This window comes from Lysobacter zhanggongensis, from assembly GCF_046638635.1.
Lineage (GTDB): Bacteria > Pseudomonadota > Gammaproteobacteria > Xanthomonadales > Xanthomonadaceae > Novilysobacter > Novilysobacter luteus.
In genome coordinates this window covers 1-11,349 of sequence record NZ_JBJXHK010000055.1, presented here as the reverse complement: position 1 = coordinate 11,349, position 11,349 = coordinate 1, and the positions used below count along the sequence as shown (strand labels likewise).

Here is an 11,349-nt window from a genome sequence, read left to right as displayed (position 1 = left end):
GCCCGGGCGCCCGCCGCGGCCGCGGCTGGTCCATCCACGCGACTTGCCCCGGCGTGGCCTGGGCACTGATGCGGGCCGCGCGGCCTTCATACATGCGATCGCCCACATCGAGTTCAATGCGATCGACCTGGCCTGGGATGCGGTCTACCGCTTCCGTGGCCTGCCGCCGGCCTTCTACGCCGACTGGGTGTCCTGCGCGAACGACGAAGCCCGCCACTTCACCCTGCTAAGGGCGCGGCTGCTGGACCTGGGCCACGACTACGGCGACTTCGACGCCCACAACGGTCTGTGGGAAATGGCCGAGAAGACCGCACATGACGGCCTGGCGCGGATGGCGCTGGTGCCGCGCGTGCTCGAGGCCCGCGGGCTCGACGTGACCCCCGGCATGATCGATCGCCTGCGCGGGCTCGGCGATGCGGAAACGGTGCGGATCCTGGAAACGATCCTGCGCGAGGAGGTGGCCCACGTCGCTGCCGGGTCGCGCTGGTTCCGCTGGTACTGCGAGCGGGAAGGCAAGGCGCCGGGGCCGACGTTCCGTGCATTGCTGGCCGACTACGCGCGCGCGGTGCTGCACGGCCCATTCAACTTCGATGCCCGCGCGGCCGCCGGGTTCGACGAGGACGAGCTGGCGATGCTGCGCGAGGCCGCCGCACTCACGGGGCGCTGACCGCCCGCGCGTCACGCTCGCGCCGTCGCCCACCGGGATGCCGCCATGACCGCTCCACGACTGTTTGCTGCGCTGGCCCTGGTCGGCCTGCTTGCCGCCTGTACTGCCGAGGAGACGGCCGACCCGCAGGACGGTGCCACCGCGCCAGACACCACGGCGAGTCCCGCCCCGGTGGATGCGTCGGCGCCGCCGGCCACGACCGCCAACTCCCCGATGGTCGACGTCACTGCGTTCATCGCCGGTGGCAACGAGCCGTTCTGGTCGGTCGAGGTCGACGGCGATGCGCTGATCTACAGCACGCCGGAGCAGATGCCCGGCCTGGTACTGCAGGCCACGCGTGAGGCGCGCGACGGCAATGTCGTCTACCGCGGCGAGCACGACGGCCGGGAGTTCGAGCTCGAGCTGCGCGACCAGCCCTGCCAGGACTCGATGTCGGGCTGGCGGCATGACTTCACCGCCCGGTTCGACTGGGGCGCCACCAGCATGACCGGCTGCGCGCGCCGCACCGGTGACCCGGTCGGCGAAGCACCCGATGCGGCAGGCTAGATCAGCGCTTCGAGGCGTTCGCCAGCCGCGTCCACCCGCAACACCGAACCCTGCTCGTACCAGTCGCCGAGCACGATGCGGCGGCGCGCGCGTCCGGTGACATCCACCTGGTGCATGGCGGGACGGTGGGTGTGGCCGTGGATCATCGTGTCGACCCCGAACCGCGCGAACACGCCCGCGACCTCGTCGGGTGCGACGTCGGTGATGGTCTCCATCGTTCCCTGCGACGACAGCCCCGACTGGTGCGCCTTGCTGGCCGCGCGGGCCTGCTGCGCGAACGCGAGCCTTGCCGCGAGCGGCTGCGCCAGGAACTGCCGCTGCCAGGTCGGGTTGCGGGTCTGCGCACGGAACTGCTGGTAGGCGACATCGCCGGTACACAGGGTGTCGCCGTGCAGGAGCAGAGTGGGGCGGCCGTACAGGCACACCACCGACGGATCGGTCAGGATCGCCATGCCGGCGCGTCGCGCAAAGTCATGCCCGAGCAGGAAATCGCGGTTGCCGTGCATGAACGACACCGGCGTGCCGGCAGCCGACACCGCGCGCAGCGCCTCGGCGACCAACGTGCCGGTGTCGGAGGGATCATCGTCGCCGACCCAGGCCTCGAACAGATCACCGAGGATGTACAGCGCGTCGGCACCCCGGGCCTCGTTTCGCAGGAAGCGACCGAACAGCTCGGTGATTTCCGGCCGCTCGGCGTCGAGGTGGAGGTCGGCGATGAAAAGCGTGGTCATCGCGGCATTGTAAGGGTGCCGCGCGCGGGCCCCGGGGCGACCGGCTAAAATCGGCGGCTCGCCTGTCCCGAGCACGATCGCATGACCTGCCGCACCCGCTTCGCCCCCAGCCCCACCGGTTACCTGCACATCGGCGGCGCGCGCACCGCGCTGTACTGCTGGCTGGAGGCGCGTCGCCGCGGCGGCCAGTTCATCCTGCGCATCGAGGACACCGACCGCGAGCGCAGCACCCAGGCCGCGATCGACGCGATCCTGCAGGCGATGGAGTGGCTCGGGCTCGACTACGACGAAGGCCCGGTCTACCAGACCCATCGCCTGGACCGCTACCGCGAGGTCGCCGAGCAACTTGTTGCGTCCGGCCATGCGTACTACGCGTACGAGACCAAGGACGAGCTGGAGGCGATGCGCGAAGCCGCGATGGCCGCCGGTGACAAGCCGCGCTACAGCGGTGCCGCGCGCGACGCCGCACTGCCGTACCGCGACGATCCGAACCGGGTCATCCGCTTCCGCAACCCGCTCGACGGCGTGGTCGCGTGGGACGACAAGGTCAAGGGCCGCATCGAGATCGCCAACAGCGAGCTGGACGACCTGGTGATCTTCCGCTCCGACGGCTACGCGACCTACAACTTCGCGGTGGTGGTCGACGACATCGACATGGGCATCACCGACGTCGTCCGTGGCGACGACCATGTCAACAACACGCCGCGCCAGATCAACATCTACCAGGCGCTCGGCGCCGCGGTCCCGCATTTCGCGCACCTGCCGATGATCCTCGATCCCGACGGTGCGAAATTGTCCAAGCGCACCGGGGCGGCCGACGTCATGCAGTACCGCGACGCCGGTTACCTGCCGCACGCGCTGCTGAACTACCTGGTCCGGCTGGGCTGGTCGCACGGCGACCAGGAGATCTTCTCGATCGACGAGATGAAATCGCTGTTCGATCTGAAGGACGTCAACGCCAAGGCCTCGCGGCTGGACCCGGCCAAGCTCGGCTGGCTCAACCAGCAGTACCTCAAGGCCGACGAGCCGGCCGCCGTGGCCGCACACCTGGAATGGCACCTGCGCGACGCCGGCTACGACCTCGCCAACGGCCCGGCCGCTGCCGACATCGTGCTGGCCCTGCGCGACCGCGTGCAGACGCTGAAGGAAATGGCCGAGCGCGCCGCCGTGTGGTTCGGCCCGCTCACGCAGTACGACGAGGCGGCGGTGGCGAAGCACCTCAAGCCCGCCGCCCGTGCCCCGCTGGCCGATGCGCGCGAGCGCCTGGCCGCGTTGCCACAATGGACCACCGACGCGATTAACGCCGCGCTGCACGAGACCGCCGCCGCGCTGGAACTGGGCATGGGCAAGGTCGCCCAGCCGATGCGGGTGGCGATCACCGGCACGCAAGTGAGCCCGGACATCTCGCACACGGTCTACCTCGCCGGTCGCGACGAAGCGCTGCGGCGGATCGATGCCGCCCTTGCAAAAGTGCCGGCGGGCGACTAGATCGGGGACATGGGCCACCACCACGCCTGCACCGACCCCCAGCACCACGTCGACGACGCCGAAGGTTTCGTCAGCGAGGTGGAGCGGGTGTGCGAGGCGCGCGGGCTGCGGCTGACCCCGATCCGCGCGCACGCGTTGCGCCTGATCGCCGCCGCCGACCGCCCGGTGAAGGCCTACGAACTGCTCGACCTGATGAAGGAGACCCACGGTGCCGCGGCGCCGCCGACGGTCTACCGCGCGCTCGAGTTCCTGCTCGAGCACGGCTTCATCCACAAGCTCTCGTCCATCAACGCCTTCGTCGGTTGCCACCACCCGGGCGGCGAACAGCACGCGGTGCCGTTCCTCATCTGCGACCGCTGCAACCTGGCCACCGAGCTGGAGGATGAGCAGATCGTGGATGCGCTCGACCGCCGCGCCCGCGCGCTGGGCTTCCTGCCGCAGGCGCAGACGCTGGAGGTGCACGGCTTGTGCGCCGACTGCGCCAGGGCGCAGGCCAGCAGCTAGAAGAACGCGCGCACGCCGAATTCGATGCCGCGCCCCGGCAGCGGCGCGAGTTCCTTCAGGAACGACGTGTGCGGCCGCGCTTCCTCGTCGAGCAGGTTGCTCCCGTCCACGAAGACTTCCCACGCGTTGCCGCCGCGGGTGTCGGCATGCCACGCCAGGTGTGCGTCGACCAGCGTATAGCCCGGCGTGGCGGCCTCGTGTTCGGCCACGTCGTCCTGCTCCATGTAGCGCACCGCGCCCAGCGATGCGCGCCAGGGCCCGGCCTCCCAGCGCAGTTCGGCGCCGGCGCGGGCCGGGGCGATGCGCGGCAGGTGGCCGTCGTTGGCCAGGCTCGCGGTGTGGTGGTGGGCATGGTCGCCGTGCGGCATCGCCAGCGCGACCTCGCGGCGCCCGCGACCGTCAAGTTCGGCCCGCACGACGTCGCCGAACACGCGCATCGCCCATGCGCCGCTGGCATTGTCGACGAAGGTCCAGTCCAGTTCCGCCTCGGCGCCGTTGAAGCGGGCGTCGTGCTGGGTCCACGCGCGTACCGGCAACCCGTCCTCCACGATGCCGGTATCGGCGAGATAGACGAAATCGTCGAACCGCACCTGGAACACCGACGCGCCGATGCGCAACGGCCCGTTGTGCCAGTGGACGCCGACCTCGGCGCGGTTGGCGGTCTCCACGTCCATGTCGGGATCGCCCAGCTCGATGCTGCCGGTGGCCACATGGATGCCGCTGGAATACAGCTCCTCGGCGGTCGGCGCGCGCTGCGCGCGGTCCAGGCCGAACGACAGGTGGACGTCCTCGCCGATGTCCCAGCGCAGCGCGGCCGACAGGCTGGTGGTGTCGAAGTCGCGGTCGGGACCGATCGCGCGGGACTCTTCGATATCGACGCGGTTGCGGTCGTGGCGGGCGCCGAACTCGAGCCGGGTGGGGCCGAATGCACGCTCGCCGATCCAGAAGAGACCGGCGTCGCGCGAATCCGAGCCCGGGACGAAGGCCTCGTCGCCGACCGCGAGGAACTCGCGCTGCGACCATTGCGCGCCCAGCGCGCCGGTCCATCCGGCGATGGGCTGGTGGACCAGTTCCACCCGGGCCTCGGTGGCGATGTTGTCGAACACCGTACCGACGGCCCCGCCCTCGAATTCGGTGTGGGTGTACTCGGTGCGAGCGAGCTTGACCCGCAGCGACTGGAACGCGCCGAGGTCGTCCAGTCCGCCGCGCAACTCGCTGCGACGCTGGTCCATCACGATGCGGACGCCGCCTTCGGCGTGTTCCCCGTCGGCATCTTCGTCCTCATGCCCGTGCTCGTCGCCGTGGGCTTCACCAGCACCGTGCGCGTGGCCGGGAACGCCGTAGCGGCTGTTGAACAGGCTGTAGGCGCCACCAATGAATCCATGGTCGCCCACCCATGACAGGCCGAGCGCGGCCGAATCGGTGCGGATGGCGCTCCCGGGCAGCCGGCCGACGACTACCTCCTCGTGCCCGTCCTCTTCCTCGTGCCCGGCGTGGGTCGCCGCACTCTCCGCCGAACCGGGGATGTCGTAGTCGCCGGTTTCCCGATGCAGTGCGTCGAAGTGGAAGACCACGTTGCCCGAGGCCGACGTGCCGTCCAGCCGCACCATGCCCGTGCGCTCGTCGTTGACCGTGCCGCCGCGCAGTTCGGCGCGGCCTTCCAGCGGTTCCACCGTCGCCGCCTCGGGGATGCGCCCGTCGATCACGTTGACCGCGCCGCCGATCGCACCGCTGCCGTAGAGCAAGGTTGCCGGGCCCTTGAGCACTTCGATCTGGTCGGCCAGGAACGGCTCGATGCTTACCGCGTGGTCGGCGCTGACGGTCGAGACGTCGCCCGACCCCAATCCATCGCTCAACACCTGCACGCGCGCGCCGTCGAAACCCCGGATGATTGGCCGGCCCACGCCGGGGCCGAAATACGACGACTGCACGCCCGGCAACTTGTTGACCGTTTCGCCCAGCGAACTGGCCTTCGCCGCGTCCAGCGCCTCGCCCGCGAGCACCTCGACCGGGCGCACCAGGTTGTCGGCGGTACCGGCCAGCGGCGTGGCCCGGACTTCAACGCGGGCCAGGTCGGTCGGTTCATGGTCGTGGCCGGTGCCGGTAGGGTCCTGCGCCTCGTGGGCCTGGGCGGCCAGCGGCATCGACAGGGCGATTGCGAGTGAGAGGGGCAGGTGGCGCAGACGGGACGCGGACATGTCGTTGGCAGTTGCGGTGGTGTCGAAATGTTATATTATTCCACCAACTTCGACACCCCTCCCGGAAGTCACGGTTCATGTCTCCCCGCCAACGCCACCGCCTGCTGGACCGCCTCGGGGCCTACGGCTCGATTGCCTGCGCGGTCCACTGTGCGTTGCTGCCGGTGCTGATCGCGCTGCTGCCCTCGCTCGGGGTGGCGCTGTTTGCCGGCGACGCGCTGGAGCAGGCCTTCGTGGTGTTCGCCAGCCTGCTGGGGCTGGGCAGCCTTTCGTGGAGCTACCGCCGTCACCGTGCCGTGCGGGCGCTCGGGCTGCTGGTCCCCGGCCTGTTGGTGCTCTGGGTCGGGGTCCTGTATCCGCCGCTCCACCATTCGGTGGTGCCGCACGCGGTGGCGATGACGCTTGGCGGCACCCTGGTCGGGCTGGGGCACCTTGCCAACCTGCGGCTCAACCACGGCCACGTGCACGACGCCGGTTGCGCCCATTGAGCCGACGGCCCGGTCGGGGCCTGTGATAGGCTAGGCAGCTTCCCGCGCCACGACCGCGGCTCCGATGCGACACCACGGGCCCGCGCTTCCACGTGCGGGTTTTTCAACTGTTCAAGTACCGATCCGGGAGCAAGACCATGGGCAAAGGCGACCGCAAGACCGCCAAGGGCAAGCGCTACAACTCCAGCTACGGCAACGCCCGCAAGGCCGTGACCAAGGCCGCCGGCACCGCTGCCGCGCCGGTTGCGAAGAAGACCGCCACCACCAAGACCGTCAGCAAGGCGCCGGCAAAGAAGGTCGCCAAGAAGGTGGTCAAGGAGTAAGACGCCGGATCGCCGGTGTCGACGAGGAGCCCCGCCAGTGCGGGGCTTTTTCGTATGTGGCCGGTGCGACCGGCGGCTCAGCGGACCTGCCGGCCGTCGACGTGGACAGAGGCGGCCAGTTCACCCCCGAGCCAGTAGCCCAGTTCGGCCGGGTGGGCCACGTCCCAGCGGACAAAGTCCGCCCGCAGGCCGGCCCTCAGCCGGCCGCGGTCGTCCAGGCCGAGCGCACGTGCGGCATTCACCGTGGCACCGCGCAGGGCCTCCTCGGGTGTCAGGCGGAAGTGGGTGCAGGCCAGCTGCATGGCCTGGCGCATCGACAACAACGGCGACGTGCCCGGGTTGCAGTCGGTGGCGACCGCCATCGGCACGCCGTGCCCGCGGAACGCATCCAGCGGCGGGAGCCGCGTTTCGCGCAGCACGTGGAACGCGCCGGGCAGCAGTACCGCCACCGCGCCGGACGCCGCCATCGCGCGCACGCTGTCGATGCTGGTGTGCTCGACATGGTCGGCCGACAGCCCGCCGAACGCGGCCACCAGCCCGCCCCCGCCCAGGTCGCTGAGCTGGTCGGCGTGCAGCTTGACCGGCAACCCGAGCGCCCGCGCAGCCTCGAACACCCGCCGTGTCTGCGCCGCACTGAAACCGATGCCTTCGCAGAACGCGTCGACCGCGTCGACCAGCCCATCGGCGTGCAGGCGCGGCAGCCACTCGATCACCGCGTCGATGTAGGCATCGGGCCGGTCGGCGAAATCCGGCGGCAGGGCGTGCGCGGCCAGGTAGGTCGTGCGGACGGTGATGCCGAGCTCCTCGCCGACCCGGCGCGCGACCTGCAGCATCTTGCGTTCGTTGTCGTAGTCCAGGCCGTAGCCGGACTTGATCTCCAGCGTGGTGGCGCCATCGCGCAGCAGCGCCCGGGCCCGCGGCAGCGACTGGCGCAGCAGTTCGTCGGCATCCGCCTCGCGTACCGCGCGCACGGTGGAAACGATGCCGCCGCCCGCCCGTGCAATGTCCTCGTAGCTGGCGCCCTCCAGGCGCATCTCGAACTCGCGCGCGCGGTCGCCGGCGAACACCAGGTGGGTGTGGCAATCGACCAGCCCGGGCGTGATCCAGCCGCTGGCCTCGACCACTGTGGGAGCGAGTATGTCCGGCTCGCCCGGCAGGCCGTCGCGCGGGCCGGCGTAGGTAATGACGCCGTCGCGCCAGCCCAGCGCGCCGTCGGTGACGGCGCCGTAGCCCTCGCCGTCGAGGGTCGCCAGCGAGGCGCCGAGGATCAGGCCGTCCCAGGGACGGGCGTCGGATGCTTCATGCGTGTTCATGGCGGCATTGTAGGCGGCGGGTCGACGCCGGCCGGCGCACCGGGGTCGCGGCGCAGCCGCGGCCACGCGACAATCGCCGGATGGATACCCACGACAACATCCGCATCTGGCGGCCCGACGGCTGGCGCGCTGGCGACGACGCGAGCGGGGAGGGCGCGCGGTCGCGTCGACTGCCGGGCATCGCCAACCTCCACTCGCATGCGTTCCAGCGGGCGATGGCGGGCATGGCCGAGCGCCAGTCCGCGCCCGGACCCGGCGCGCGCGCGGGGCACGATTCGTTCTGGACCTGGCGCGAGACGATGTACCGGTTCGCGGGCCGCTTCACGCCCGACACGCTGCACGCGGTCGCCGCCCAGCTGTACGCGGAAATGCTGGAGGCCGGCTACACCACCGTCTGCGAATTCCACTACCTCCACCACGCGCCCGACGGCGGTCGCTACGACGACCCCGCGGCGATGTCGCGCGCGTTGCTGCAGGCCGCGCGCGACACCGGCATCCGCATTACGCTGTTGCCGGTGCTGTACATGACCGGCGGTTTCGACGGCCGTCCGCTTGGGGACCGGCAGCGGCGCTTCGGTCACGACGTGGACAGCTACCTGCAACTCCTCGACAACCTGCGCGGCGAGCAGGACGACACCACCCGGATCGGCTGCGCCCTGCACAGCCTGCGTGCGGTGCCAGCGGATGCGATGCGCACGGTGCTGGCGGCGTTGCCGCGCGACTGCCGCGTGCACGTCCACGTCGCCGAGCAGGTGGCCGAGGTCGACGAGTGCATCGCCGTGCGCGGCGCCCGTCCCGTCCAGTGGCTGCTGGAAAACGCCGACGTCGATGCGCGCTGGACCCTGGTCCACGCAACCCACCTGGTCGGTTCGGAAATCCTCGGCATCGCCGCGTCCGGCGCCACCGTGGCGATTTGCCCCACCACCGAGGCCAACCTCGGCGACGGCCTGTTCCCGCTGCGCGACTTCCTGGACGCGGGCGGCCGCTGGGGCATCGGCTCGGATTCGCACATCTCGGTGTCGCCGGTGGAAGAGCTGCGCTGGCTCGAGTACGGCCAGCGCCTGCTGACCGGCCGTCGCAACATTGCCGCCAGCGCACGGAGCCCAAGCGTGGGGGAAGCCCTGCTGCACGACGTGGTCGCCAGCGCCGCCGATTCCACCGGCCAGGCCAGTGGCATCGACAGTGGGGACGTCCTGCTGTTGGATGGCGATGCCGCGCTGCTGGCGGGGGCCAGTGACGCGGACGCCGTCGACCGCTGGATCTTCGCCGGCAACCGCAACCTGGTGCGCGAGACAACCGTCGCGGGCCGTCGGTTGGTGGCCGATGGACGGCACGTCGCGGCGGAATCGATCGCTGCGGGCTACCGGTCCGCGATCGGCGAATTGCTGCGGGACTGAAGGGTTTGCGCGTCGCCACGTGCCTCCTGCGGCGTGTCAGGCGACCGCGAACAGGTCCGCGCGGGGGAGGGCGCCTTCCAGCTCCAGCAGGAACTGCTTCGTGGGCAGTCCGCCGCCGAAACCGGTCAGGCTGCCGTCCGCGCCGATCACCCGGTGGCAGGGCAGCACGATCGGCAGCGGGTTGCGGCCGTTGGCGGCACCCACTGCACGGGTTGCGGTCGGCCGGCCCACGCGCGCGGCCAGTTGCGCGTAGCTGACGGTCTGGCCGTAGGGAATCGAGGCCAGTGCATGCCACACCGCGCGCTGGAACTCGGTGCCGCGCGGTGCCAGCGGCAGGTCGAAACCGTGGCGCTCGCCGGCGAAGTACCCGGCGAGCTGCTCGCGCGCACGGTCGAGCAGCGGGTGGTGGCCCTGCTGCCAGTCGGCACCACGCCGCACCGGGTGGCGCGAGGCGTGGAACTCGATCGCGTGCAGGCCGTCGTCGCCGGCGGCCAGCAGCAGCGGGCCGACAGGGCTTTCGATGGTGGTGTAGGTGGTACTCATGCGTGTCCTCCGCGGGGATGCGCGACGCGTGTGCCCCGCGCGGTGCGTGATCGGGATGCGGGCGTGCCGGGCGCGCGCTTCCGCCTGGCTGCCGGGGCGGTCCGGCTGGCCGCCGCGACGGCCTCTTCGGAAGCCTGGCGCCACATGTGGATCACGGCGTAGGCCCGCCACGGCCGCCAGGCTTCGGCGCGGCCCGAGAGCGCCCGGGTGGTCAACGCGGCGTCGCCGTCGGCAGCCACCCGTCGCAGCACCAGGTCTTCGGCCGGGAAGGCGTCGGGGTGGCCCAGCGCGCGCATAGCGATGTATTGGGCCGTCCACGGTCCGATGCCGGGGAGTGCGACCCAGCGCGCGGTGAAATCCTCCAGCGTGCGTTCGGCGTTGAAATCAACCCGTCCGTCCAACAGTGCCCGCGCGATGCCACGCAGGGTGTCGGCGCGGGCACGGGTGACACCGATCGACGAAAGGTCAGCATCGGCCAACGCCGCCGGCGTCGGGAACAACCGTTCCAGTCCGGGCGCCAGCGGGGTGTCCAATGGGCGGCCGAACGTGTGCGCCAGCCGCGTGGCAAGTGTTCGCGCGGCGGCGACGCTCACCTGCTGGCCCAGCACCGCGCGCACGGCAATCTCGAACCCGTCCCAACCGCTCGGCAGGCGCAGCCCCGGGTGGCGTTGCAGCATCGGTTGCAGCAAGGGATCCGATGACAGGGCGGCGCTGATCATCCGTGGGTCGGCATCCAGGTCGAACATCCGGCGCAGGCGGGCGACGATCGGCAACAACCGTGCCGGGGCCACACCATGCACCTGCAACAGCAATGCGTGCCCGTCGCCACCGGCTTCCGATACCCGCAACCACCCCGGGGCCGCATCCGGCGCGTCTTCGGGCGGTGCTATCACACGGGCGTAGGCGTCCTCGCCGACCACTTCGACCGCGGGCAGTGCGCGGTGGCGCAGGAACGCGAGCATCGCCGGGAAGTCATAGGGCGGGCGGTATCCCAGCCGCAGGGTCAACGTCTCGTCGGACGCGGCACGCGGCCGACGGCGCAAGTCGCGCGGTGCCATCCGGTAGGCCTCGCGGAAACTCGTGTTGAACCGCCGCAGGCTGCCGAACCCCGCCGCCAGCGCGACTTCGGTGATGGGCAGCGCGGTCTCCGT

12 protein-coding genes are annotated in these 11,349 nt (G+C 71.0%); 7 read left to right on the top strand and 5 right to left on the bottom strand.

Annotated elements, in window-relative coordinates; all coding sequences use genetic code 11:
* Positions 1–667: ferritin-like domain-containing protein (locus ACKVMH_RS09840; RefSeq protein ID WP_412700148.1), on the top strand; the 667-nt coding region annotated here is incomplete at its 5' end.
* 45 nt (positions 668–712) lie between these two features.
* Entirely contained in the window at positions 713–1,213 is a 501-nt protein-coding gene (locus ACKVMH_RS09835) for a COG3650 family protein (protein ID WP_412700147.1), read from the top strand.
* Here ACKVMH_RS09835 and lpxH read toward each other — a convergent pair.
* On the bottom strand, positions 1,210–1,944 hold the full coding sequence (gene lpxH / locus ACKVMH_RS09830; RefSeq protein WP_412700146.1) for a UDP-2,3-diacylglucosamine diphosphatase: 735 nt from the start codon (positions 1,942–1,944) through the stop codon (positions 1,210–1,212). The genes ACKVMH_RS09835 and lpxH overlap by 4 nt on opposite strands.
* Positions 1,945–2,025: 81 nt before the next feature.
* Here lpxH and gltX point away from each other — a divergent pair, with 81 nt between their 5' ends.
* Positions 2,026–3,432, top strand: a complete 1,407-nt coding sequence (gene gltX, locus ACKVMH_RS09825) for a glutamate--tRNA ligase (protein ID WP_215218551.1) — start codon at positions 2,026–2,028, stop codon at positions 3,430–3,432.
* Positions 3,433–3,441: 9 nt separating this feature from the next.
* Positions 3,442–3,936 (top strand): transcriptional repressor, encoded by a 495-nt coding sequence (locus tag ACKVMH_RS09820; protein ID WP_412700145.1) that lies wholly within the window; start codon positions 3,442–3,444, stop codon positions 3,934–3,936.
* On the opposite strand, the gene ACKVMH_RS09815 is transcribed toward ACKVMH_RS09820, so the two are convergent.
* Entirely contained in the window at positions 3,933–6,134 is a 2,202-nt protein-coding gene (locus ACKVMH_RS09815) for a TonB-dependent receptor (protein ID WP_412700144.1), read from the bottom strand. The genes ACKVMH_RS09820 and ACKVMH_RS09815 overlap by 4 nt on opposite strands.
* Positions 6,135–6,211: 77 nt before the next feature.
* Here ACKVMH_RS09815 and ACKVMH_RS09810 point away from each other — a divergent pair, with 77 nt between their 5' ends.
* Together ACKVMH_RS09810 and ACKVMH_RS09805 are read left to right on the top strand one after the other, a co-directional pair.
* The gene (locus tag ACKVMH_RS09810) at positions 6,212–6,622 is read left to right on the top strand and encodes a MerC domain-containing protein (protein WP_412700143.1); all 411 of its coding nucleotides are present in this window, start codon (positions 6,212–6,214) and stop codon (positions 6,620–6,622) included.
* Positions 6,623–6,759: 137 nt separating this feature from the next.
* Positions 6,760–6,945, top strand: a complete 186-nt coding sequence (locus ACKVMH_RS09805; protein WP_215218547.1) for a 30S ribosomal protein THX — start codon at positions 6,760–6,762, stop codon at positions 6,943–6,945.
* A gap of 77 nt (positions 6,946–7,022) precedes the next feature.
* Here the strand turns inward: ACKVMH_RS09805 and hutI are convergent, their stop codons facing one another.
* The gene (hutI, locus tag ACKVMH_RS09800; protein ID WP_412700142.1) at positions 7,023–8,258 is read right to left on the bottom strand and encodes an imidazolonepropionase; all 1,236 of its coding nucleotides are present in this window, start codon (positions 8,256–8,258) and stop codon (positions 7,023–7,025) included.
* Between the two features lie 80 nt (positions 8,259–8,338).
* Between hutI and ACKVMH_RS09795 the strand changes: the two genes are divergently transcribed.
* Positions 8,339–9,655, top strand: a complete 1,317-nt coding sequence (locus ACKVMH_RS09795; RefSeq protein ID WP_412700141.1) for a formimidoylglutamate deiminase — start codon at positions 8,339–8,341, stop codon at positions 9,653–9,655.
* Between the two features lie 36 nt (positions 9,656–9,691).
* Here ACKVMH_RS09795 and ACKVMH_RS09790 read toward each other — a convergent pair whose 3' ends face one another.
* Positions 9,692–10,198, bottom strand: coding sequence for a methylated-DNA--[protein]-cysteine S-methyltransferase (locus ACKVMH_RS09790; RefSeq protein ID WP_412700140.1), 507 nt, complete (start codon positions 10,196–10,198; stop codon positions 9,692–9,694).
* A partial coding sequence (locus ACKVMH_RS09785) for a DNA-3-methyladenine glycosylase 2 (protein WP_412700139.1) occupies positions 10,195–11,349 on the bottom strand: 1,155 nt, incomplete at its 5' end. The genes ACKVMH_RS09785 and ACKVMH_RS09790, both read right to left, overlap by 4 nt.

Bases quoted from the DNA above. Each gene is read 5' to 3' on its own strand.
- ACKVMH_RS09790 (WP_412700140.1), bottom strand. From the start codon at position 10,198: ATGAGTACCACCTACACCACCATCGAAAGCCCTGTCGGCCCGCTGCTG.
- hutI (WP_412700142.1), bottom strand. From the start codon at position 8,258: ATGAACACGCATGAAGCATCCGACGCCCGTCCCTGGGACGGCCTGATC.
- gltX (WP_215218551.1), top strand. From the start codon at position 2,026: ATGACCTGCCGCACCCGCTTCGCCCCCAGCCCCACCGGTTACCTGCAC.
- ACKVMH_RS09810 (WP_412700143.1), top strand. From the start codon at position 6,212: ATGTCTCCCCGCCAACGCCACCGCCTGCTGGACCGCCTCGGGGCCTAC.
- ACKVMH_RS09820 (WP_412700145.1), top strand. From the start codon at position 3,442: ATGGGCCACCACCACGCCTGCACCGACCCCCAGCACCACGTCGACGAC.
- ACKVMH_RS09835 (WP_412700147.1), top strand. From the start codon at position 713: ATGACCGCTCCACGACTGTTTGCTGCGCTGGCCCTGGTCGGCCTGCTT.
- lpxH (WP_412700146.1), bottom strand. From the start codon at position 1,944: ATGACCACGCTTTTCATCGCCGACCTCCACCTCGACGCCGAGCGGCCG.
- ACKVMH_RS09795 (WP_412700141.1), top strand. From the start codon at position 8,339: ATGGATACCCACGACAACATCCGCATCTGGCGGCCCGACGGCTGGCGC.
- ACKVMH_RS09805 (WP_215218547.1), top strand. From the start codon at position 6,760: ATGGGCAAAGGCGACCGCAAGACCGCCAAGGGCAAGCGCTACAACTCC.
- ACKVMH_RS09815 (WP_412700144.1), bottom strand. From the start codon at position 6,134: ATGTCCGCGTCCCGTCTGCGCCACCTGCCCCTCTCACTCGCAATCGCC.